Consider the following 22,449-nt stretch of genomic DNA (forward strand, 5'->3'; position numbering starts at 1 on the left):
CGAGAAGGAGAGTCCGTGTCGTATCGTCCCCGTCCCGCGAGCCGGCGTCGCTGGTGGGCGCTCGGCATCGTCGGCAGCCTGTTGATGGCGACGGGCGTGACCGCCGCGATGTGGCCCGCCGGCGATGATGTCAGATCGAGCGTCGCATCCGAAGAGCGCGCGTCCGCACCCCGCCTCGCCGCCACACCTGACCCCGCGGCCGTCGGGTCGTGGTCGGACGCCCTGGGCATCCCCGCGGATGTCACCGACGACGAACGTCTGCAGATCAAGCTGTCATATGACCTGATCGCCGTCCCCGTCGCCCAGCTCGACCGGCTGCAGACGATCCCGGGCGTCGACATCGTCAGTCCGCGAACGCTCCACGACACCGTCTACGCCGCCGTACGCGACACCGATGTGGCGGCCGTCCGTGCCGCGCTCCCCGATGTCGAGGTCACTCCGAACCAGACGTTCGAGGCCGACGACGCGCAGGCCCCGGTCCCCTCGTGGGGCCTGGATGCCGTCGACAACACCGACGCCGCCGCCGACGACAACTACCTGTACGACTCCACGGGGGCCGGCGTGACCGCGTTCGTGCTCGACAGCGGCGTGCAGTCGGATCACCCCGACTTCGGCGGGCGGGTCGATGCGGCCGCCGGGCACGACGAGGTCGGCGATGGACGCGGGACCGAGGACTGCAACGGGCACGGCACCCACGTGGCCGGCACCATCGGCAGCACCACCTTCGGCGTCGCGAAGACCGCGCGGATCGTGCCGGTGCGCGTGCTCGGCTGCGACCGCGCGGGGTCCATCCTCGACCTGCTCTTCGGCATGCTGTGGATCTATCAGAACAACGATCCCGAGCAGTCGGTGGTCAACATGAGCGTCAGCAGTCCGAAAGTCCAGCAGGTCAACAACTTCGCCGACGGCCTGACCGAGGCCGGCTTCGTCGTCGTCGTCGCCGCAGGCAACGAGAGCCAGGATGCCTGCAACACCTCGCCCGCGAGTGCCGACCTGCCGCTGACCGTGGGGGCGTTCGACACCACGCGGACACTCGCCTGGTACAGCAACTGGGGGTCATGCGTGGACATCCTCGCGCCGGGCTCCGACATCACCTCCACCTGGATCGGCAGCCAGGTCGCGACCATCAGCGGCACCTCGATGGCGTCCCCTCACGTGGCGGGTCTCGTCGCGCGCCTGCTGGAGCTGCACCCGACATGGACGACGACCGAGGTGCAGCAGGAGCTCACCACGGTCGCCGCGACCGGTCATATCGCGGGGCTCCCCGCCGGCACCCCGAATCTCGTGGCGGCCGTCCCCGGCCTTCCGCGCATCGCATCGCTGGCGGTGACGGCCGATCCCGCGGGCCTCGCGCTCGTATGGACCACGAACAGGATCGGCGCCTTCTCCTCCTTCGCGCTGACGGTCGTGGATGCGACGACCGGGCAGGAGTATCCGGTCACCGTCTCGGCGACGCGCTCGTCGACCGTGTTCACCGACGTGCGGTCCGGGCACGCCTACACGGCGAGCGTCGCCGGAACCGCGACGATGCCATCGGGTGCGGTCGTGACGACCGACCCGGTCACCGCGACCGGGCCCTGAGGACGTCGGGTGCGTCCGGATCGTCGCCTCGGAGGCCGTTCTGGCCCGAGGGCGGCCCCGTCGCGCGTTCGGCTAGCGCGAGCGCCCGAGGAACTCCATGCCCGCCTCGCGGAACGTGCGTGCTCCCGGAGCGTTGACGTGGTGACGGCCCGGAATGTCGGCGAATTCACCCTGCGGCAGCAGTGACGCGAGATGCGCCGACTGGTCGTGGATGGGGTCCTGCGTCCCCGTGGCGATGAGCACCGGCTGCTGCGGCGGCGAGGCGGGGTCGGGATCGGTCTCGCCCAGCCGCATGCCCTCAGCGATCGCGACCAGGGCGCGCAGGTCGTTGCCGGGCACCCGCTCGGCGAGCGAGACGTAGCGCAGGGTCGTCGCATCCTCCACCGGCGTGCCGTGATCGAGGAAGGCGCGCGCCTGGTCGACCTTCAGCCGGGCCAGGGGACGACCGTCGGGGATGCCGCCGAGCACGGCCCGTTCGACATGCTCGGGGGCGTCGACCGCGAGCTGCCAGCCCACCCGTCCCCCCAGGGAGTAGCCGAGGTAGCGCACCGCATCGAGCAGATAGGTGTCGAGCACGGCGACCAGGTCGGACACCAGGGTCGGCATCGTGTACGACACGGCGTCGATCGGCTTCTCGCTGGATCCGTGACCGCGCTGATCGACCGCGACCACGCGGAACCCGGCGCGCAGCAGGTCGCGCACCCAGCCGGTGTTGACCCAGTTGTCGCGCGTGCTCGAGCCGAAGCCGTGCACGCACAGGACGGGGTCGGCGTCGGGGTCGCCCCACGTGTAGGTCGCAAGGCGCACGTTGTCGCCGACGATGACGTACTGCGGCGCGGGCATCTCGGTCAGGGCGGGCACGGCATCCATTCCTCCGATCCTGGCAGACGCACAGCTCACGCCCGGGGTAGTGGTCATAGTGGTCACATGGGTTACACGCGTGCCGAGCTCGAGTCGTTCCGGGATGCCACGATCCCCGACCTCGTGGAGCCCGGGGTGCGGCTGCTCTTCGTCGGCATCAACCCGGGTCTGTGGACGGCCGCGACGGGCACCCCGTTCGCCCGCCCCGGCAATCGGTTCTGGCCCGCGCTCGTGGAGGCCGGCATGCTGCCCCGGCTGCCGCGGTACGCCGAGGCCCTCAGCGCGGAGGACCGCCGAATGATCATCGACGCCGGTATCGGGGTGAGCAACCTCGTCGCCCGGGCGACCGCGCGCGCCGACGAGCTGTCGCGCGACGAGCTGCGGGCGGGCGCGGTGACGCTCGCGAAGCGCGTCGCGCAATGGCGACCGCGTGCGGTGGCCGTGGTCGGACTGACCGCGTACCGGCAGGGCTTCGACCGGCCCCGCGCCGTCGCCGGCAGGCAGCACGAGACGATCGCCGACGTGCCGACGTGGGTGCTGCCCAACCCCAGCGGCCTGAACGCGCACGACACCGTCACCACCCTTGCCCGCGCCTATGCCGAACCCGCCCGCGCGGCGGGAGTTCTCGCGTGATGCCCGCGCGACGCCGAGGTGCGGATGCGGTCCGCGGCTCGCGCGTCCGCCCGACACGGCGCTCCGACGTGGACGAGCGGCCCGCGCGACGGCGGTGGGCGGCACTCGCGGCGCTCGTCGCGGTGGTGGTCGCGGGGCTGATCGTGTCGCGGGCATCGCCGTCGTCGTCGGCGACCGACATCGCCGGAGACGCGCTCTACGCCGTCGCCGCCTACACGGGTCTCGTGCTGCTCATGCCGCGCGCGCCTCGATGGGCGATCGCGCTCGCCGCGGCGGGGTGGTGCGTCGCGGTGGAGCTTTTGCAACGCACGGGCCTTCCCCTCGCGCTGGCCGAGCACGTGCCGCTCGTCGCGCTCGTGCTCGGCACCGGCTTCGACGTCCGCGACCTCGTGGTGTACGTGCTCGCGGTGATCGCGGCGGTCTCGATCGATCGGGTCGTGAGCGCGCGCCTCCTCCCCAGGGGACCGTCTCCGGACGGCGTCCGAACGCCCGAGTAGGGTGACCCGCGACGAGAGGAGACCCGCGTGATCGTACGGTTCGAGGGCGACGTCTTCCGGTGGGAGGCCCGCAACGACAGCGACTGGTACTTCGTCGCACTCCCGCCGGAGCTCAGCGACGACATCCGCGAGACGCAAGCCTTCCGTCGCGGCTTCGGCGGGGTGCGCGTGGAGGCGACGATCGGCGGCTCGACCTGGCGCACGTCGATCTTCCCGCAGGCGGGCGGTGAGTACGTTCTGCCCCTGAAACGGGCGGTGCGCGCCAGCGAGGGGATCGACCCCGGCGCGACCATCGACGTCGACCTCGTCGTGCTCGACGCCTGAGTGCCTGATGCCGCGGTGCCACGCTCGTCGTCCGGTGACCTGGCCGTTCGGGTACTCGGTGAACGCCCCGGTCTCGCACGACCCGTCGTGAGAAGCAGGTGACGGATGCCGTGGTGTCTCGCTCCCGCCCTGGCGGTGTTCGCGGTGCTCAGCGTCGCGCTCGCGGTGGTCGATGTCCGCACCCACCGTCTCCCCGACGGCATCCTGGTGCCGGGTGGCGGGATCGTGCTCGTCCTGATGGCGGGGGCGGCGGCGGTCACCGGCTCGCCGCATCGCCTGATGGGGCTCGGCGGGGGAGTCGTGGCCGCGTTCGTCGTCTGTCTCGCGGTACACCTCGCACGCCCCGCGGCCTTCGGCGGGGGCGACGTCAAGCTGGCGGCCGTGTGCGGCGGCGTGCTCGGGTGGGTGGGCCCGGAGGCCGTGGCATCCGGGATCGCCCTGGCTTTCGTCGCGGGCGGCATGGCCGGGGCGGGAGCCGTCGCCGCGGGGGCCCGCGGAACGACCATCGCGTTCGGGCCGTTCCTGCTGGGGGCGACGTGGGTGAGGCTGCTCTCGGGGCCGTGGTGACGGCCGACTCCGCAGGCCACACGAGAGTCGGTGTCGGGGCCATCGGCCCGCGGCCGCCCCAGGAAGGGAACGGGTTCACGCGGCCGGCGCTCCCCGCGGCGAAGAGCGGGGGCACGGTTCGCCGTGCCCCGCTGGCGCGCCGCGGTCAAGCCTGCCGGAGCGTCCGCGCCGCGTCGATACGCTGACCCCATGCTCGACCTCATCCGTCGCGTCACCGCGTGGGCGCTGTCGCTCCGCCTGGTGCGCGCCTTCCTCGTCTACTCGGGCGCGCGCGGGCCGACACTGGCCGACAGCGTCACCTACCGCACGCTGTTCAGCCTGTTCGCCGCGGTCCTCATCGGGTTCTCGTTCGCGGCGCTGTGGCTCTCGGGAAACCCCGAGGGGCTCAGCGCGCTCGTGCGGTCGGTGAACAGCGTCGTCCCGGGGCTGGTCGGGCCCGACGGGCTGATCAAGGTCGACGACATCGAGGCGCCCGGTGGCCTCACCATCGCCGGTGTCCTCGGAACGATCGGACTGATCGGTGCCGCGATCGGCGCCATCGGATCGCTGCGCGCGGCTCTCCGTCAGATCGCCGGGGTGACCACCGACGACACCCTCATCGTCTGGGTGCTGTTGCGCAACCTCGCCCTCGCCATCGGCATCGGTCTCGCCCTCGTCGCGGGCGCGGCCGTGACCTTCCTCGCCACGGCGGGGCTGACGTTCATCCGCGAACTGCTGGGCATCTCCGCCGACTCCTGGATCACCGCCGTCCTCACGTGGCTGCTGTCGACCGTCGTGGTGCTCGCGCTCGATTCCGCGGCCATCGCCGCCGCGTTCGCGCTGCTGTCCGGAGTGCGCGCTCGCCGCAGCACGCTCATCCGGGGCTCGCTGCTGGGTGGTGTCGGACTGGTCGTGCTGCAGCAGCTGTCAGGACTGTTCGTGGGCGGCGCGAGCAGCAACCCCCTGCTGGCGACCTTCGCCTCGCTCATCGCGCTGCTGCTGTGGCTGAACCTGTCGAGCCAGGTCATCCTCATCGCCGGTGCTTACATCACCGTCGCCACCGAAGAGGATCACGACCGCGTCCGGGCCAAGTACGGCGCGGCGACGATGATCCAGTTCCGCGTGCGACGCGCCGAGAAGGCCGTCACCGCGGCCATGGGCGAGCTCACCGCCGCCCGCGAGGCCGAAGCGACGGAGCGCGAGACGCTCGCGAAGACCGACCCCGCCGCCGCGGCGCGGGAGACGCAGGCCGAGCGCGACGCCGAGGTCCGCAGTGATGCCTGACATTCCGGCAGCCGCGGCCACCGGCCCTGCAACGGTTGACCGCACGCCGGCCTACACCGCTGACGCGGTCCGAACCGCCGAGGCTCCCTTTCTCGCCGAGGGGCGTCCGCTCATGCGTTGGGCGGCGGAAGCGCTCGCCGAGATCGTCGCGCGCGAACTCGATGCCGCGCCCGGCGTCGTGTTGGTGCTCGCGGGCGCGGGCGACAACGGGGGAGACGCGCTCTACGCGGCTGCCGATCTCGCGCGCCGCGCCGACCGCGTCGACGTCGTCCTCGTGCGCGATCGCGTGCACCGCGGTGCGCTGGATGCCGCCGTCGCCGCCGGCGCCCGCGTCGTCTCCGCCTCCGACGTGTGCGTCCGCCTCGACGAGTACGTGCTGGTGCTCGACGGCATCCTCGGTATCGGGCGGCTCGCCGACCGCCGCCTGCGCGGGTCGGCCCGGGCTCTCGTCGAGTCGCTCCTCGCCCTGGCCGAACGTCCGCGCGTGGTCGCCGTCGACCTGCCCAGCGGCCTCGACCCCGACGACGGCACAGCGGATGCCGCCGTGCTCCCCGCCGATATCACGGTCACCTTCGGCGCGCTGAAGGCCGGACTCGTCCGTGGGCGCGGTCCCGAGCTCGCGGGGCTCGTGCACCTCGTGGACCTCGGTTTGGAACCTGCTCTCCGGCGCACGCATCCCGCCGTCACCACCCCGATCCCCGTCGTGCGGGTGCCGGCGCGTCATCGGCTCTGACCGCGGGGCGTAAGCCGCCCGCGGGGGTGCTGGCGCGTCATCGGCGGTGGTCGCGCGTTTGCGAGCCGCCGGGCGGGTGCTGGCGCGTCATCGGCGGTGGTCGCGCGTTTGCGAGCCGCCGGGCGGGTGCTGGCGTCATCGCCGGTGGTCGAAGGTGGGGGAGCCGTCGCGCCCGTGTCGACGATGGTTCAGCGGGCGTAGCGCTCCACGAACGTGCGCAGCATGCGCGACGGTGCAGTGACCGGGGCTCGCCGCACCGCGGCGAGTGTGAGCGCGAGCTCGTCGGCGGCGAAGTAGCCGTACCCGGCATAGGCGTGGATGCGCGTCACGATGCCGTCGACGTCGAGCTCGGGGTGGAACTGCGTCGCGTAGACGTTCCGACCCACGCGGAACATCTGCACCGGGCAGGTGGGGGAGGACGCCAGCAGCACGGCCTCGGCGGGGAGGTCGGTGATCGCCTCCTTGTGCCCCACGAAGGCGGGGAAGGCGTCGGGCAGCCCCGCGGTGAGCGGATCGGCGCGGCCCTCGGTCGTGAGCGACACCTCCACCACGCTGATGGGCTCGGCGAACGTGCCGTCGATCGTGGCATCCAGATGCGTGCCCAGCGTGCCGACGCCGTAGCAGGCGCCGAGGAACGGCAGGTCGCGGGCGACGACCTCGTCGACGAGCCCGGCCATCTCGGCCTCGACCCGTCGCTGCACCGACGACTTCTTCTCGATCGGGTCGGACGCGTTGAAGGGGCTGCCCCCGACCAGGATGCCGGCGATCTCATCGAGGTCGAACGCGGGCATCGCCTCGCGTTCGAGACGCACGCGGAGCAGACGCTCCGCGGGCAGTCCGGTGTAGCGCAGGAAGAGCGCGTACTCCTCGTCGGCCGGGAGGTCTTCGGCTCGCGTGGCCAGCAGGACGAACGGGCGCTCACCGGGCAGATCGGTCCAGGTCACCCGAGCGATTCTAGGTCAGCCGGTGCGGGGCGTCGGGCTGCCGCGTTCGGACTCGCGGCCGGCTCACCGCGCGCCGTCGGCGGCGAGCCGATGGGGGGAATCGAGCGGCCCGTGCGGGCGTCCGCGTCATCGTGGCCGCGAGATCCTGTCAAGGCACCCGGGCGGTGTCGGAACCGCCGTCTACGCTCATGCCATGGCTATTGCACGACTGACCGGAGGCCCGCTCGACGGGCAGGTGATCCCGCTCGACAACGAGTCCGACGACACGCTGATCATGCCCTACAGCGAGGGACAGCTCGTCTACCGCCGACAGGGCGAGCCGACGAACACCGGCGAGTCCGACGGGCCGACGCAGGCCGTCTTCGCCTTCTCGGAGGAGACCGAAGACATCAATCCCGACGCCGACGGACGCGACGATTGAGCGCAGCCTCGCACGGCGCGTCGAGCGTCGAGGTCGAAGCGAAGTTCGACGTCGACGACGTCACGCCCCTGCCGGATTGGTCGGCGCTTCCGGGAGTCGTGCGCGTCGGTGATGCCGAGCCCCGTGACCTCGACGCCCGCTACGTCGACACCGCCGATGCCGCGCTCGCCCGCGCCGGTGTCGCCGTACGCCGACGCCGCGGCGGCCCCGACGAAGGCTGGCACGTGAAGGGTCCGGCGCAGGCCGGCGGACGCACCGAGCGCCAGTGGCCCCTCGGCGAGATCGCCGACGACGACGCCGACCCCGGGGTGCCTCCGGCGGTTCAGGATGCCGTGGCCCCGATCGCGGCGCCCCCGTTCACTCCGCTGGCCCGCGTGCGCAACAACCGCACGGCGTACGCGCTGCTCGACGCCGACGGGGGTGAGGTCGCCGAGTTCGTCGACGACCGCGTGCGTGCCCTCGATGAGCGCCGGGGCGTCGAGTCCGCGTGGCGCGAGTGGGAGGTCGAGCTCGGCCCCGCCGCCCCCGCCGACGACGAGGCACGCGCGGCGTTCTTCGCCGCGGTCGAGGCGGCGGTGTTCGCGGCGGGTGGCCGACACGCGGCATCCGGATCCAAGCTCGCCCGCGCGCTCGGGCACTGAGCTCCAGCGTCGGGCGGAGGCATTCTCCGCGGTGGGGCTCGAGACTTTCGATTGGTCGGTGGGTCACCGCCGGCCGGCGCCTCCGTGCTGTGGGGGCGGGGCGGGGACGAGACGACGAAGGCCCGCCCGGTCGAACCGGGCGGGCCTTCGAGGGTCACGCGATCAGAGGTTGATCATGTGTCCCGTGAGGCCGTGGAAGGCCTCCTGCAGGCCTTCCGACAGCGTCGGGTGGGTGTGCACGTTGCGGGCGGCCTCGAGAGCGGTGAGGTCCCACTTCTGCGCGAGGGTCAGCTCGGGCAGCAGCTCCGACACGTCGGGGCCGATGAGGTGCCCGCCGATGAGCTCGAGCGTCTCGGCGTCGGCGACCAGCTTGACGAAGCCGACGGGCTCGCCGAGGCCGTTGGCCTTGCCGTTGGCCGAGAAGGGGAACTTGGCGACCTTGATGTCGTGGCCGGCATCGCGCGCCTGCTGCTCGGTGAGACCGAACGAGGCGACCTGCGGGTTGCAGAAGGTGGCGCGCGGCATGTTGCGGTAGTCGCCGAGCGTCTGCGTCTCGGCGTCGCCGATGGTCTCGGCGGCGACGACGCCCTGCGCCTCGGCCACGTGGGCGAGCTGCAGCTTCGCGGTGACGTCGCCGATGGCGTAGATGTGCGGCACGTTGGTGCGCATGCGGTCATCGATGTCGATGGCGCCGCGCTCGGTGAGCTTCACACCGGTGTTCTCGAGACCGAAGCCGTCGACCTTGGGCGCGAAGCCGATCGACATGAGCACGCGGTCGGCGTCGATCGAGCCGGCCTGGCCGTCTTTGCCGGTGTAGGCGACGGTGACCTTGTCGCCGTGGTCGGTGACCGACTCGACCTTGGTGGAGGTGAGGATGTCGACGCCGTAGCCCTTGTACTGCTTCTGGATCTCTTTCGAGACGTCGGCGTCTTCGTTGGGGAGGGCGCGGTCGAGGAACTCGATGATCGTGACCTTGACGCCGTAGTTCGTCATCACGTAGGCGAACTCCATGCCGATGGCACCGGCGCCGACGATGACGATCGACTCGGGAAGCTCACGGGTGAGGATCTGCTCCTCATAGGTGACGACGTTCTCGGAAAGGGTGACCCCGGGGAGGAGACGAACGGTCGAGCCCGTCGCGATGATGACGTTGTCGAAGGTGACCTGCTCCTTCGAGCCGTCGGTCTTGGTCACGTCGATCGTGTGGTCGTCGGCGAAGTATCCGCGCCCCTCGTACTCGGTGACCTTGTTCTTCTTCATCAAATAGTGGATGCCCTTGACGTGGCCGGCGGCGACGCTCCGCGAGCGGTCGAACGCCTTGCCGAAGTCGAAGTGCACGTCACCCGAGATGCCGAACAGGTCGGCCTTCGCGTGGAACGTGTGCGCGAGGTCGGCGTTGCGCAGCAGCGCCTTGGAGGGGATGCAGCCCACGTTGAGGCACACACCGCCCCAGTACTTCTCTTCGACGATCGCGACCGACAGTCCGAGCTGTGCGCCGCGGACGGCGGCGACGTACCCGCCGGGACCCGCACCAAGAATGACCAGATCGTAATGAGGCATGCGCCCAGCCTATCGCCCGGCGCCGCCCCCTCCGGCGGTGTTCCGCGGCCCGCGCGACGCGAAGACGTAGACGAGCGCACCGGCCACGATCACCAGCGCCACGACGAGCAGGATCCACGGCAGCGGTGACGCCGGGGCATCCGATTCCAGGGGGATCGTCACCTCCGTCGTCGCGGCCGGAGACGCCCCCTCGCTCGCCGCGGCGGTCGCCGAGGCGCTCGGCGTCGCCGACGGGGTCGGGGTGGGGGTGGACTCCGGTACCGAGAACGCGAACTCGCCGTCGATGGGGTGGCCGTCGCTGGACACGACGCGCCACTGCACGGTGACGGTCCCGGATGCCGGGCCCGCCAGCGCCTGGGTCACCTCGCTCCCCGAGACCTCGGGAACACCGTCGGTCAGGGAGGTGCCCGCGGCGTCCGTGACCTCGATCACCGTCGCACCCGCATCCGTCAGCACGTCGGCGCTGTACGACAGGGTGATCTGCTCGGGGAGGGTTTCGAGCACGGCATCGGATGCCGGGTCGGTGCCGATCAATTCGTCGTGGGCGGCTGCGGGGAGAGCGGGAACCAGCAGCGCGGCAGCGGCAAGGAGGACGGTCGTCAGGACGGCGGGGAGGGTGCGCCGGCGCGGCGTCTGGGAGGACCTCATCCTCCGACCCTAGCTACGGCATCCGACGAGGGGCCTGAGAACCTGAGGCATTCACCCGCGCGCGGCGTCACCCGGACTCGACACGGGCGTGCTCGGGTCGGTAGGTTCGAGTGTCTCGTCGGCGGCTTCGCGCCCCGAACCGCGATGCCGGTGTCGACGAACAATGACACATCACGCATCACCAAGGCCTGCTCGAGGCCGTTCGCCCTCCCCGTGCGAATCGGTCGGTTATGGTGAGGGAGAAGGAGAAGCCGTGGACGAGACCAGCCGATTCGAGCGAGACGACATCCGGCGCGCGGGCGAAGCCGCCGCCGCCCGTCCGCACGACACGACGCAGACCCACGACGCCGACCTGTCGTTCGTGCCCTTCGGTGCCGACCTCACCGAGGCCGAGCTCGAAGCCATCGACGCCCTGCCGTCGGGCGCCGCGTTGCTCATCGTGCGCTCCGGGCCCACCACCGGCGCGCGCTACCTCCTCGACACCGACACCACCACGGTCGGACGCCACCCCGAGGCCGACCTGTTCTTCGACGACGTCACCGTCTCGCGACGGCACGCCGAGATCATCCGCACAGGGACGGCGTTCGAGATCGTCGACCAGCGTTCGCTCAACGGCAGCTACGTCAACGGCGAGCGCGTCGACCGCGCCGCGCTCGTCAACGGCGCCGAGGTGCGCATCGGCAAGTTCCGCCTGAACTTCTTCGGTTCACCGGTCGACCTGCCGGCGGCTGCGCACTGATGGCGGCAGCCCCGTCCCGTAGTCGTCAGACGGCTGCGGGGCTGCTCAGCATCGGTCAGGTGCTCGCGCGTCTCACTCCGGATTTCCCGGCGCTCACCTCCAGCAAGCTCCGTTTCCTCGAGGTGCAGGGGATCGTCTCGCCGACGAGGACCGAGTCGGGCTACCGCAAGTTCTCACCCGCGGACCTCGAACGACTGCGCCTGGCGCTGACCCTGCAGCGCGACCACTACCTTCCGCTCGTCGTCATCCGCGACTACCTGGCCGACCTCGACGCGGGCCGCAACCCGGCACCGCCCACCTCGATGCCGTCCATGACGAGCGCCCCGCGTCGTTACCGCCGCGACGAGCTGCTCGCCGCCGCCGGCGCCGGTCCGCAGCTCCTCAACGACGCCGTGAGCACCGGTGTCATCGCCGCGGCCGAAAGCTACCCCGAGCAGGCGGTGACGCTCCTGCGCGCCCTCGTCGCCCTCGACCGCCACGGGATCGAGCCGCGGCACGTGCGCGCCCTGCGTCAGAGCGCCGAGCGCGAGGTGTCGCTGGTGGAGTCTGCGCTGTCGGCGCTCCTGCGTCGACCCGACGCGCCGTCGCGGGCCCGCGCGAGCGAGCTCGCCCCCGAGCTCGCGGCGCGGCTCGACGAGGTGCGCACGTTGTTCGTCCGCGACGCGCTGGAGCGGATGCTGTCCTGATCGCGACACGCCGCGGCCCTCGGAGCGGATGTCATTGCCGGGGGACCCTCGCTGATCTAGCGTGGAAGCAACGAGCCGATGAGGAGGGACGCGAGCATGAACGCTGGCGACGCACTCGGTGAACCCCGGTTCGCCACCGACCTCCTCTTCACCGACGGTCTGCCCGAGATGGACGACGACACCGGCTACCGCGGGGCCGTCGCCGCGCGCGCGGCCGGCATCACCTACCGCCAGCTCGACTACTGGGCACGCACCGAGCTCGTCGTCCCGACCGTGCGCGGCGCGAGCGGATCGGGCTCGCAGCGCCTCTACGGGTTCCGCGACATCCTCGTGCTGAAGCTCGTCAAGCGTCTGCTCGACACCGGCATCTCGCTGCAGCAGATTCGCACCGCGGTCGAGCAGCTGCGCGCCGCCGGCATCCGCGATCTGGCCGGCACGACGCTCATGAGCGACGGCGCCTCGGTGTACCTCTGCACCTCGAACGACGAGGTCATCGACCTCGTCAGCCGCGGTCAGGGCGTCTTCGGCATCGCCGTGGGCAAGGTGCTCCGCGAGGTCGAGTCCACCCTCGTGGACTTCGAGACCGCGCAGCCCGACGCCGTCGACGAGCTCGCCGCGCGTCGCGCCGCCCGCACCGCCTGAGCGCGACCCCGACTCTCCCGACGTGCGGATGCCACGGCATCCCGGTCTTCCGCCGTCTGCGTGCGGTGTCCTCGGTCGAGAAACGCGACCCGCGGGCGGAAACGCCGCGTCGACGCGTTCTTCGCGGCGGATACCGTTTCTCGCTGGGCTGCGCTGCGCTGCGCCGGCCCGGGTGCCTCGTGGTGCCGTCGCGGTGCTTCGCGGCGCCGGCGTGGTGCGGGCGTGGCGGGAGCGTCGATAAACGCGATTCGCGGGAGGAAACGCCGCGGCAATGCGTTTCTCGCAGCGGATGCCGTTTCTCGCGCGCGATCCACCCGGCGGTCGTGCCCGAGCGAGGCGAAACCGCGTCGAGAACGACAGACGCCGCCCGGCTGCGGGGCAGCGGGACGGCGTCTGGTGGAGCGCGGGGCTCAGGCCTGCGGGGCCTCGTTCGCCACGGGGATGCGGCCGGTGCGCACGATGCGGTCGAGCAGCGCGTCGAAATCGGCGGCCAGCTCCTGGGCGGAGTCGCCGGGCCACACGTGCAGCGGCTTGGCGGCGCCCTGCGCCTGCTGCAGCGACGTGCGCTCCGGCAGCTGCGGGTTGAGCACGAGGGGGCCGAACATGTCGCGGAGCTCCTTGATGCGGAACTGGTGCTCGATCGACTGCGGGCGCACGCGATTGACCACGACACCGAGCGGCTGGAGGCGGGGCGAGAGGCCGCGGCGGATCTCTTCGATCGCGCGGAGGGCGCGGTCGGCGGCGGCGACGGAGAACAGGCCCGGCTCGGTGACGACGATGACGCGGTCGCTCGCCGCCCACGCGGTGCGCGTGAGGGCGTTGAGCGACGGGGCGCAGTCGATGAGCACGAGGTCGTACTCGCTCTCGATGGTCGCCAGGGCCTCTTCGAGCTTCCACACGTCGCGGACGCTGGGATGCGGGCCGTCGAAGTTGATGGCCGAGGGACTGCCGATCAGCACGTCGATGGTGCCGGGGTGCACCTTCGCCCACCCGCTGGAGGTGATCGCCTGACGCACGACCTTCTCTTTGGGGTTCGCCAGGACGTCGGCGATGTTGAGTCGGCCGGCCACCGAGATGTCCATGCCGGTCGACACGTCGGATTGGGGGTCGAGGTCGACGACGAGGGTGCGGACGCCCCGCGCGAAGGCTGCGGAAGCCAGCCCGAGTGTCACGGTCGTCTTGCCGACCCCGCCTTTGAGAGAGCTGACGGAGAGTACGTGCACGAGAGTCAACGTTACCTTCCCCTAGGCTGTGAGCACATTCAGCCCCGCCAGATCGACGTGAGGTGCGCATGTTTTCGAAGATCCTGGTCGCCAACCGCGGCGAGATCGCCATCCGTGCGTTCCGCGCCGCGTACGAGGTCGGAGCGCGCACGGTCGCGGTCTACCCCTACGAGGACCGCGCGTCGCTGCACCGGCTGAAGGCCGACGAGGCCTACCAGATCGGCGAGCGCGGCCACCCCGTGCGCGCCTACCTCGACGTCGACGAGATCATCCGCGTCGCGCGCGAGTGCGGGGCGGATGCCATCTACCCGGGGTACGGCTTCCTGTCCGAGAACCCGGAGCTCGCCGAGAAGGCGCGCGCGCACGGCATCACCTTCATCGGCCCGCCCGCCGAGGTGCTCTCGATGGCCGGCAACAAGGTGACGGCCAAGGAGCACGCGATCGCCGCCGGCGTTCCGGTTCTGCGCTCCACGGCGGCCTCCGACGACATCGACGCGCTGCTCGTTCAGGCCGACGAGATCGGCTTCCCGCTGTTCGCCAAGGCCGTCGCGGGCGGCGGCGGTCGCGGCATGCGGCGCGTCGAGGCGAAGGGCGAGCTGGCGCCGGCCCTGGCCGAGGCGATGCGCGAGGCGCAGAGCGCGTTCGGCGACCCGCGCATGTTCCTCGAGCAGGCCGTGCAGCGTCCGCGTCACGTCGAGGTACAGATCCTCGCGGATGCCACCGGCGAGACGGTCCATCTCTTCGAGCGCGACTGCTCGGTGCAGCGGCGCCACCAGAAGGTCATCGAGATCGCTCCGGCACCGAACCTCGACGAGAGCGTCCGTCGCGACCTGCACCGCTACGCCGTCGCCTTCGCCCGCTCGATCGGGTATCAGAACGCCGGCACCGTGGAATTCCTCCTCGAGACGGCGGGCCCGCGCGCGGGCGAGGTCGTCTTCATCGAGATGAACCCCCGCATCCAGGTCGAGCACACGGTGACCGAGGAGGTCACCGACGTCGACCTGGTGCAGTCGCAGATGCGCATCGCCGCCGGGCAGACCCTCGCCGACCTCCATCTGCTGCAGGACGACATCCACCTGCGCGGCGCCGCCCTTCAGTGCCGCATCACCACCGAGGACCCCACGCAGGGCTTCCGCCCCGACACCGGCAAGATCACAACGTACCGCTCGCCCGGTGGCGCCGGCATCCGTCTCGACGGCGGCACGACCGCCGCCGGGTCGCAGGTCAGTCCGCACTTCGACTCGATGCTGTCGAAGCTGTCGTGCCGCGGTCGCGACTTCCCGGCCGCGGTCGCCCGCGCCCGCCGTGCCCTGGCCGAGTTCCGCATCCGCGGCGTCTCGACCAACATCCCGTTCCTGCAGGCCGTGCTCGATGACCCGGCGTTCGTCGCCGGCGATCTCAGCACCTCGTTCATCGACGAACGGCCGGAGCTGCTCAAGGGGCGCGAGTCCAAGGACCGCGGAACGAAGATCCTCTCGTGGCTGGTCGACACCACGGTCAACCGCCCGAACGGCGAGAACCCGCTCTCGATCGACCCCGGCGCGAAGCTGCCCCGGCTCGACCTCGCCGACCCCGCCCCCGCAGGATCGCGTCAGCGCCTGCAGCAGCTCGGCCCCGCCGGCTTCGCGAAGGCGCTGCGCGAGCAGACCGCGCTGGGCGTCACCGAGACGACCTTCCGCGACGCGCACCAGTCGCTGCTGGCCACGCGCGTGCGCACCCGCGACCTCGTGCGCGTCGCTCCTCACGTCGCCCGCCTGACCCCGGAACTCCTGTCGGTCGAGGCGTGGGGCGGGGCGACGTACGACGTCGCGCTGCGCTTCCTCGGCGAAGACCCGTGGGAGCGCCTCGACGCGCTCCGCGAGGCGCTGCCGAACATCGCGATCCAGATGCTGCTGCGCGGGCGCAACACGGTGGGATACACGCCCTACCCCACCGAGGTCACCGATGCCTTCGTCGCCGAGGCGGCGGCATCCGGAGTCGACATCTTCCGCATCTTCGACGCCCTGAACGACGTGTCGCAGATGCGTCCGGCCATCGACGCGGTGCTGGCCACCGGCACCTCCGTCGCCGAGGTGGCCGTCTGCTACACGGGCGACCTGCTCGACCCGGCCGAGAAGCTCTACACGCTCGACTACTACCTCGGTCTCGCCGAGCAGATCGTCGACGCGGGGGCGCACATCCTCGCCGTCAAAGACATGGCGGGCTTGCTGCGCCCCGCCGCCGCGGCGAAGCTCGTGTCGGCACTGCGCGAGCGCTTCGACCTGCCCGTCCACGTGCACACGCACGACACCGCCGGCGGACAGCTCGCCACCTTGCTGGCCGCGTCGGCGGCGGGGGCGGATGCCGTGGATGCCGCGGCGGCGCCGATGGCGGGCACCACGAGCCAGCCGTCATTGTCGGCGCTCGTCGCCGCGCTCGCGCACACCGAACGCGACACCGGCCTCGATCTCGGTGCCGTGAGCGACCTCGAGCCCTACTGGGAGGCGGTGCGTCATCTGTACCGACCGTTCGAGTCGGGTCTCGCAGGTCCGACCGGCCGCGTGTACCGTCACGAGATCCCCGGCGGGCAGCTGTCCAACCTGCGTCAGCAGGCGATCGCGCTGGGTCTCGCCGACGATTTCGAGCTCATCGAAGACATGTACGCCGCCGCCGACCGCATCCTGGGACGGGTGCCCAAGGTTACGCCGTCGTCGAAGGTCGTGGGCGATCTCGCCCTGCACCTCGCCGCGGTCAAGGCCGACCCGGCCGATTTCGAACAGAACCCCGAGAAGTACGACGTGCCCGACTCCGTCGTGTCGTTCATGGCCGGCGAACTCGGCGACCTGCCGGGCGGATGGCCCGAACCGTTCCGTTCCAAGGTGCTCGCGGGGCGGGATGCCAAGACGGGCGTCACCCCGCTGTCCGACGACGACACCACCGCATTGGCGGGGGAGTCGGGTGAGCGGCGAGCGCGCCTGAACCGCCTGCTCTTCCCGGGGCCGACGCGCACCTTCGACGAGATGCGCGCGAGCTTCGGCGACCTCAGCGTGCTCGACACCGCCGACTACCTGTACGGACTGCGCCCGGGCGGAGAGCACGTGGTCGAGATCGAGCGAGGCGTGCAGTTGTTCGTCGGGCTCGAGGCCATCGGCGACGCCGACGACAAGGGCATGCGCACGGTCATGACGACCCTCAACGGTCAACTGCGACCGGTGTTCGTGCGCGACCGCTCCATCGACGTCGAGGCGCGCCAGGCCGAGAAGGCCGACACGTCGAAGCCGGGTCAGGTCGCGGCGCCGTTCTCGGGCGTGGTGACCTTGAAGGCGGCGTCCGGCGATCGCGTCGCGGCGGGGCAGGCGGTGGCCTCGATCGAGGCGATGAAGATGGAGGCGGCGATCACCTCCCCGATCGACGGGGTGGTCGAGCGTGTCGCAATCGGTACCACACAGCAGGTGGAAGCGGGAGACCTTTTGCTGGTGATCCGCCCCGCGCAGTAGCCTGGGAGGGGGCGCTTTCGCGCCCTCTTCCCGTTTGGAGACTGCAGTGACCCCCGACCGCACCGACGCGAACCCCGACGAGAACGCCGAGCACGGCGTCCTCGACGAGAGCGGGAATCTCGACACCGCGAGCATCACGATCCTCGGTGGGCACATCGCGCAGGTCAACGTCGACCTGCCGATGGCCGCGGACGACGACGTCGACGACGACGTCATCGAAGACGAGATCCCCATCGACGCCGCCGACCTCCCCCTCCTCGACGCCCCGTACGAACGGCGTCCCGACGGCGCGCAGCACGAGATCGCCCACGCACACCACGTCGAGACGCTCCCGACCGGCGACATCATCCTCGAACCGCACGACGACACACCTCACGGCGACGACTCGTCGAACGGGGAGCACGCCTCGGGCGACGTGCACGATGCGGAACTCGTCGACGAGGGCGACGCTGACATTCCGTCGACCGGTTTCGAGTCGTCCCCAGCGGATGCCGATGGACGCACCGCGTCCGAGCCGGCGGCCGAGGCCCCTGCCGACCACGGCCAGTCCGTCTGGAGCGAGCCCGAGGAGCACGACGCCGGCGAGGCGTCGGGGAACGGTGATGTCGGTCACGCTGTCGCCGCGCAGACGGACGACGGTGCGTCGGATGCCGGGGGCATGGACGTCCGCGCAGACGACCTGCATGACGCGGACATCGTCGACGACGTGGAGCTCTTCGAAGCCGACGCGGTCGACCCTGGGGACATCGACGTCATGAGCAAAGACGAGGCGCCGGCCGACGCGGCCGAGCCCGTCGACGGCGACGTCACGGACGCGGACGAGGTGCCGGCCGACGCGACCGAGCCCCTCGACGGCGACGTCTCGGGTAAGTCACCGGCCGATGGAGGCTTCACTGACCGCGAACGCACCGACGCCGCCGAGACCGCCGACGGAGCCGCACTGACCCACGCGCCGTGGGTGCCCGCGACCGTCCCGGCCGTCGCCGACGTGCGCCCCGCCGATGAGCGCGCCGCGGCGAACGCGTCGGTCGATTCCGGCGAGCGCGAGCGAGACGACGACGTCGCCGACGCGCACCTCACGAACGCGGTGGAAGACGAGCCGGTGACGGATCAGACGGAGGACGACGTGGCATCCCCCCAGGAGAACGACACCGCCGGCGCAGTGAGTTCCGATCGGAACCCGGCCCGCTCCTCGGGCGAAGCTGAGCCGGCGACCGCCCCCGTCGCGGCGGTTACCCCGGTCACGGGCTCCGTGCCGCCGGCCGCTCCCGGTACCGGTGCCGTTCCGACGGGCGCTCCCGCCACGGGTTCCGCGCCGGTGACCGCACCCGCTGCCGGTCCTGCGTCCGGCTCGGGCTCAGCGCCGGCGGCCGATTCCCCGGCGCCCACGGGGCCGGTTCCCGCCACCCGCGCCGAGCGCGCGGCAACCGGGGCGATCGGCACCGTCCCGCTCACGCGGCGCGGCGCGCACCAGGCCGACGAGGCGGCGCGCGCCGCCGACGAGGCCGCCCGCGTCGACCGCGCGCACGCGATGGAACGCGTGCGCACGCCCGCGGCCGAGGTCACCCTGACCTCGAAGCGCATCGGCCAGATCGACGACGCGCGCGAGAGCTCCGATCTGCTCACCGCCGACCGGCTGCTCGACCCGCGCCAGATCGCCAAGCCCGAGCCCGAGGGGCTCTGGCAGCAGCTGGTGTATTCGATGTCGGGGCACCGCATCAACCTCGGCGACGGCCGCAAGGCGCGTGAGCGCAAAGACCTCGACCGCCGGATCGCCGCTCCGCTCGCGGGCGGGGCGCGCTTCGTGCCCGTGCTCTCGCGCAAGGGCGGCGTCGGCAAGACCACGGTCACCTCGCTTCTGGGCATGGCTCTCGCCGATGCGCGCGACGACCGCATCATCGCCGTCGACGCCAACCCCGACCGGGGCACGCTCGCCGATCGTGCTGGCCGGCCCAACGGACGCACCGTTCGCGACCTGGTGCGCGCCCACGAGGAGGTCGCGGGCTACAACGACGTCTCCTCGATCGTCGCGCGCGACGCCACGCGCCTCGACGTGCTGGCATCCGATGCCGATCCGCGGGTGTCGGAAGCCTTCAGCGACGACGACTATCGGCGGGTCGCCGATGTGGCCGCGCACTACTACTCCATCGTTCTCACCGACACCGGCACGGGGATCGTCCACTCGGTGATGGGGGCGACCCTCGAACTCGCCGACACCATCGTCATCGTCGCCGGGCTGTCGGTCGACGAAGCACGCCTGGCATCCGAGACGCTCACGTGGCTCGAGACGAACGGCTACGCCGCCCGGGTGCGTGACGCCGTGGTGGTGCTGAACAACTCGCGCCCCGGGGCCCCTCTCGTGCGCGAGAGCGAACTCGAAGCGCACTTCCGCTCGAGGGTGCGCACCGTCATCCGGATGCCGTACGACGCACGGATCGCCGCGGGCAGCGCCATCGCCTTCCGCGACCTCCAGCCGTCGACCCGTCAGGCCGCGCGCGAGCTCGCCGCCGCCGTGGTCGAGGGCCTGCGTTCCCCGGTGGCGGCGGCATGACCGTCCGTCCGATCCGCCTGTTCGGCGACCCCGTCCTGCGCGCCGTCAGCGCGCCCATCGACGAGATCGACGACGGCATCCGCGCCCTCGTGCAGGACCTGATCGACACCGTCGAGCTGCCCGGCCGCGCCGGTGTGGCCGCGCCGCAGATCGGCGTGGGCCTGCGCGCGTTCAGTTACAACATCGACGGCGACATCGGATACGTGCTCAATCCCGTGCTGGTGGAGACGCGCGGCGAGCCGCAGCCGGTGGGGGAGGGATGCCTCTCCGTACCGGGTCTCTGGCATGAGGCGATCCGCTACCCCTGGGCGAAGGTCGTCGGCATCGACCTCGACGGCAACGAGGTCGTGCTCGAGGGCGAGGGGCTGCTCGCCCAGGCTCTGCAGCACGAGACCGACCACCTCGACGGGATGCTGTACCTCTCGCGGCTGCCCGCCGACACCCGCCGTGAGGCGATGCGGCAGGTGCGCGAGAGCGACTGGTTCTGATCCGTCGGTGCCACGAGAACAGGGATCGCGCCGAGGACAGGCCGTTCACGCGCACAGCGCCCTGTTCTCGTCGCATCTCCTGTTCTCGTGACGCGAGACGGCCCGGCCCCCGAGGGGACCGGGCCGTCGTCGTCGCGGGCGTCAGGGGAGCGACACGTTGGTCGTGTTGACCGGGACCGCGTAGATGTCTTCGATGTCCTCGGCGAAATCGGAGACGATGACGTTGCGCTTGATGCTCATCTTCGGCGTCAGGTGTCCGCTGGCCTCGGTCCACTCGGTGGGCAGGATCGTGAACTTGCGGATCGACTCCGCGCGGGAGACGCGGGCGTTGGCCCGGTCGATCGCTCCCTGCACCTCGGCGCGCACCTTGTCGTTCGTGCTCGCCTCGGCCAGCGACATGTCGGCGGGCAGGCCGTTGTTCGCCAGCCAGGTCGGCAGCATCTCGGGGTCGAGGGTCACGAGGGCGGCGATGAAGGGCTTGTGATCGCCGACCACGACGACCTGGCCGACGATCGGGTTCGCGCGGATGGGGTCCTCGAGGGCCGCGGGGGCGACGTTCTTGCCGCCGGCGGTGACGATGATCTCCTTCTTGCGGCCGGTGATCGCGAGGAAGCCGTCGTCGTCGAACGCGCCGATGTCGCCGGTCTTGAACCATTCGCCGTCGAACGCCTCGGCGGTGGCCTCGGGATTCTGCCAGTACTCGCGGAACACGTTGATCCCGCGCACCTGGATCTCGCCGTCGTCGGCCAGGCGCACGCCGACACCGGGGAGCACGGGACCGACGGTGCCGATCTTCGCCTTGGTGGCGAGATTGACCGTCGCCGGGGCCGTGGTCTCGGTGAGGCCGTAGCCCTCGAGGATGACGACGCCGAGGCTGCGGAAGAAGTGGCCGAGGCGGGGGCCGAGCGGTGCCGACCCCGACACCGCGTAGACGACGCGCCCGCCCATGGCATCCCGGAGCTTGGAGTACACGAGCTTGTCGAAGAGCGCGAACTTCAGCTTGAGGGGGAGGGGGATCTTCTTCCCCTCCTGCAGGCGCTGTGAGTGCTCGATGGCGGTGTCGGCGGCGGCGCGGAAGATCTTGCCCTTGCCGCCGGCTTCGGCCTTCTGCTCCGCGGAGTTGTAGACCTTTTCGAACACCCGCGGGACGGCGAGGAGGAAGGTCGGCTGGAAGGTGCCGAGCGCGGGGAGCAGCTGCTTGGTGTCGGGCTGATGGCCCGTCTTGACGCCGGCGTGGATGTTCAGCAGCGAGATGAATCGTGCGAACACGTGTGCCGTCGTGATGAAGAGCAGCGTCGAGGAGCCCGGGGTCTCGACGACCTCGTGCAGCGCCTTGGCGGAGTTGCGCGCCAGCTCGACGAAGTTGCTGTGCACCAGCACGCATCCCTTGGGGCGCCCCGTCGATCCGGAGGTGTAGATGAGCGTGGCCACGTCCGACGCCTTCGCGAGGTGACGGCGCCGCTCGATCTCTTCGTCGGTGATGTGCGTCGCGTTGGCCACCAGGGTGTCGAGGTCGCCGGCGTGCATCGCCCACACGGCGCGCACGAGCGGCAGATCGCTGCGCACCTCGTCGAGGCGCTCGGCGTGCTCGGCGGACTCGAGCACCACGGCGACCGCGCCGGAGTCGGAGAGGATCCACGAGATCTGCGACGGCGAGCTCGTCTCGTAGACCGGCACCATGACGGCACCCGCATAGAACAGCGCGAAGTCGACCAGGGTCCAGTCGTAGGTCGTGCGGGCGATGAACGCGACCTTCTCGCCCGGCTGCACGCCCGCGGCGACGAAACCCTTCGCGAGGGCGATGACCTGGCGTTCGAACTCCGCGGCGGTGACATCACGCCAGCCGCCGGCGTCGGGGACGGCGAACAGCGGGCGCTCCGGCGTCGCGCGGACGCGGTCGGCGAGCAGGTCGGAGGCGTTGGCATCCGGATCCGCGGGGACGAGAGGGGGACGGTCGAACTGGATCACGGC

21 protein-coding genes are annotated in these 22,449 nt (G+C 71.3%); 15 read left to right on the forward strand and 6 right to left on the reverse strand.

Annotation, left to right across the window (positions count from 1 at the left end):
* Window positions 1–15: 15 nt before the first annotated feature.
* A complete protein-coding gene (locus tag AS029_RS09590) occupies window positions 16–1,581 on the forward strand; it encodes a S8 family peptidase (protein WP_139168075.1) in 1,566 nt (521 codons plus the stop codon).
* Window positions 1,582–1,653: 72 nt separating this feature from the next.
* On the opposite strand, the gene AS029_RS09595 is transcribed toward AS029_RS09590, so the two are convergent.
* A complete protein-coding gene (locus AS029_RS09595) occupies window positions 1,654–2,451 on the reverse strand; it encodes an alpha/beta fold hydrolase (protein ID WP_058232357.1) in 798 nt (265 codons plus the stop codon).
* A gap of 57 nt (window positions 2,452–2,508) precedes the next feature.
* On the opposite strand from AS029_RS09595, the gene AS029_RS09600 reads away from it, so the two are divergent.
* The 6 genes from AS029_RS09600 to AS029_RS09625 all read left to right on the forward strand — a co-directional run bounded on the left by AS029_RS09600 (window position 2,509) and on the right by AS029_RS09625 (window position 6,459).
* Entirely contained in the window at window positions 2,509–3,075 is a 567-nt protein-coding gene (locus tag AS029_RS09600; RefSeq protein ID WP_058232358.1) for a mismatch-specific DNA-glycosylase, read from the forward strand.
* Between the two features lie 68 nt (window positions 3,076–3,143).
* A complete protein-coding gene (locus tag AS029_RS09605; RefSeq protein WP_058232359.1) occupies window positions 3,144–3,572 on the forward strand; it encodes a ribosomal maturation YjgA family protein in 429 nt (142 codons plus the stop codon).
* A gap of 27 nt (window positions 3,573–3,599) precedes the next feature.
* The gene (locus AS029_RS09610) at window positions 3,600–3,896 is read left to right on the forward strand and encodes a DUF1905 domain-containing protein (RefSeq protein WP_058232360.1); all 297 of its coding nucleotides are present in this window, start codon (window positions 3,600–3,602) and stop codon (window positions 3,894–3,896) included.
* Between the two features lie 105 nt (window positions 3,897–4,001).
* On the forward strand, window positions 4,002–4,463 hold the full coding sequence (locus AS029_RS09615; protein WP_058232361.1) for a prepilin peptidase: 462 nt from the start codon (window positions 4,002–4,004) through the stop codon (window positions 4,461–4,463).
* A gap of 189 nt (window positions 4,464–4,652) precedes the next feature.
* Window positions 4,653–5,726: a YhjD/YihY/BrkB family envelope integrity protein gene (locus tag AS029_RS09620; RefSeq protein ID WP_058232362.1), complete on the forward strand. Its 1,074-nt coding sequence runs from the start codon at window positions 4,653–4,655 to the stop codon at window positions 5,724–5,726.
* Complete coding sequence (locus tag AS029_RS09625) at window positions 5,719–6,459, forward strand: NAD(P)H-hydrate epimerase (protein ID WP_074615903.1); 741 nt, start codon at window positions 5,719–5,721, stop codon at window positions 6,457–6,459. The genes AS029_RS09620 and AS029_RS09625 overlap by 8 nt, the downstream gene beginning before the upstream one ends.
* Window positions 6,460–6,647: 188 nt before the next feature.
* Here the strand turns inward: AS029_RS09625 and AS029_RS09630 are convergent, their stop codons facing one another.
* Entirely contained in the window at window positions 6,648–7,403 is a 756-nt protein-coding gene (locus AS029_RS09630; protein WP_082642244.1) for a glutamine amidotransferase, read from the reverse strand.
* A gap of 193 nt (window positions 7,404–7,596) precedes the next feature.
* Between AS029_RS09630 and AS029_RS09635 the strand changes: the two genes are divergently transcribed.
* Both AS029_RS09635 and AS029_RS09640 read left to right on the forward strand, forming a co-directional pair.
* A complete protein-coding gene (locus tag AS029_RS09635; protein WP_058232363.1) occupies window positions 7,597–7,824 on the forward strand; it encodes a hypothetical protein in 228 nt (75 codons plus the stop codon).
* Window positions 7,821–8,465 carry a CYTH domain-containing protein gene (locus AS029_RS09640; RefSeq protein WP_058232364.1) on the forward strand — a complete coding sequence of 215 codons (645 nt, stop codon included), beginning with the start codon at window positions 7,821–7,823 and terminating at the stop codon, window positions 8,463–8,465. Before AS029_RS09635 ends, AS029_RS09640 begins: the two co-directional genes overlap by 4 nt.
* A 162-nt stretch (window positions 8,466–8,627) precedes the next feature.
* On the opposite strand, the gene lpdA is transcribed toward AS029_RS09640, so the two are convergent.
* Entirely contained in the window at window positions 8,628–10,025 is a 1,398-nt protein-coding gene (gene lpdA, locus AS029_RS09645; protein ID WP_058232365.1) for a dihydrolipoyl dehydrogenase, read from the reverse strand.
* A gap of 9 nt (window positions 10,026–10,034) precedes the next feature.
* Complete coding sequence (locus tag AS029_RS09650; protein WP_058232366.1) at window positions 10,035–10,673, reverse strand: copper resistance CopC family protein; 639 nt, start codon at window positions 10,671–10,673, stop codon at window positions 10,035–10,037.
* A 253-nt stretch (window positions 10,674–10,926) separates the two neighbouring features.
* On the opposite strand from AS029_RS09650, the gene AS029_RS09655 reads away from it, so the two are divergent.
* The 3 genes from AS029_RS09655 (at window position 10,927) to AS029_RS09665 (ending at window position 12,740) form a co-directional block, all read left to right on the forward strand.
* A complete protein-coding gene (locus AS029_RS09655; protein WP_058232367.1) occupies window positions 10,927–11,412 on the forward strand; it encodes an FHA domain-containing protein in 486 nt (161 codons plus the stop codon).
* A complete protein-coding gene (ftsR, locus tag AS029_RS09660; protein ID WP_058232368.1) occupies window positions 11,412–12,098 on the forward strand; it encodes a transcriptional regulator FtsR in 687 nt (228 codons plus the stop codon). Before AS029_RS09655 ends, ftsR begins: the two co-directional genes overlap by 1 nt.
* A 96-nt stretch (window positions 12,099–12,194) precedes the next feature.
* On the forward strand, window positions 12,195–12,740 hold the full coding sequence (locus AS029_RS09665; protein WP_058232369.1) for a MerR family transcriptional regulator: 546 nt from the start codon (window positions 12,195–12,197) through the stop codon (window positions 12,738–12,740).
* Between the two features lie 410 nt (window positions 12,741–13,150).
* Here AS029_RS09665 and AS029_RS09670 read toward each other — a convergent pair whose 3' ends face one another.
* Complete coding sequence (locus AS029_RS09670; RefSeq protein WP_058232370.1) at window positions 13,151–13,963, reverse strand: ParA family protein; 813 nt, start codon at window positions 13,961–13,963, stop codon at window positions 13,151–13,153.
* A 68-nt stretch (window positions 13,964–14,031) separates the two neighbouring features.
* Here AS029_RS09670 and AS029_RS09675 point away from each other — a divergent pair, with 68 nt between their 5' ends.
* The 3 genes from AS029_RS09675 to AS029_RS09685 are packed head-to-tail and all read left to right on the forward strand — an operon-like array spanning window position 14,032 to window position 20,478.
* Window positions 14,032–17,439 carry a pyruvate carboxylase gene (locus AS029_RS09675; RefSeq protein ID WP_058232371.1) on the forward strand — a complete coding sequence of 1,136 codons (3,408 nt, stop codon included), beginning with the start codon at window positions 14,032–14,034 and terminating at the stop codon, window positions 17,437–17,439.
* Between the two features lie 46 nt (window positions 17,440–17,485).
* Complete coding sequence (locus AS029_RS18035) at window positions 17,486–19,990, forward strand: nucleotide-binding protein (RefSeq protein ID WP_323339524.1); 2,505 nt, start codon at window positions 17,486–17,488, stop codon at window positions 19,988–19,990.
* Window positions 19,987–20,478, forward strand: coding sequence for a peptide deformylase (locus AS029_RS09685; RefSeq protein ID WP_058232372.1), 492 nt, complete (start codon window positions 19,987–19,989; stop codon window positions 20,476–20,478). The genes AS029_RS18035 and AS029_RS09685 overlap by 4 nt, the downstream gene beginning before the upstream one ends.
* Before the next feature lie 141 nt (window positions 20,479–20,619).
* Here the strand turns inward: AS029_RS09685 and AS029_RS09690 are convergent, their stop codons facing one another.
* The gene (locus AS029_RS09690; protein ID WP_058232373.1) at window positions 20,620–22,446 is read right to left on the reverse strand and encodes an AMP-dependent synthetase/ligase; all 1,827 of its coding nucleotides are present in this window, start codon (window positions 22,444–22,446) and stop codon (window positions 20,620–20,622) included.
* Between the last annotated feature and the right edge of the window lie 3 nt (window positions 22,447–22,449).

Source organism: Microbacterium enclense (genome assembly GCF_001456955.1).
GTDB classification, from domain to species: Bacteria; Actinomycetota; Actinomycetes; order Actinomycetales; family Microbacteriaceae; genus Microbacterium; species Microbacterium enclense.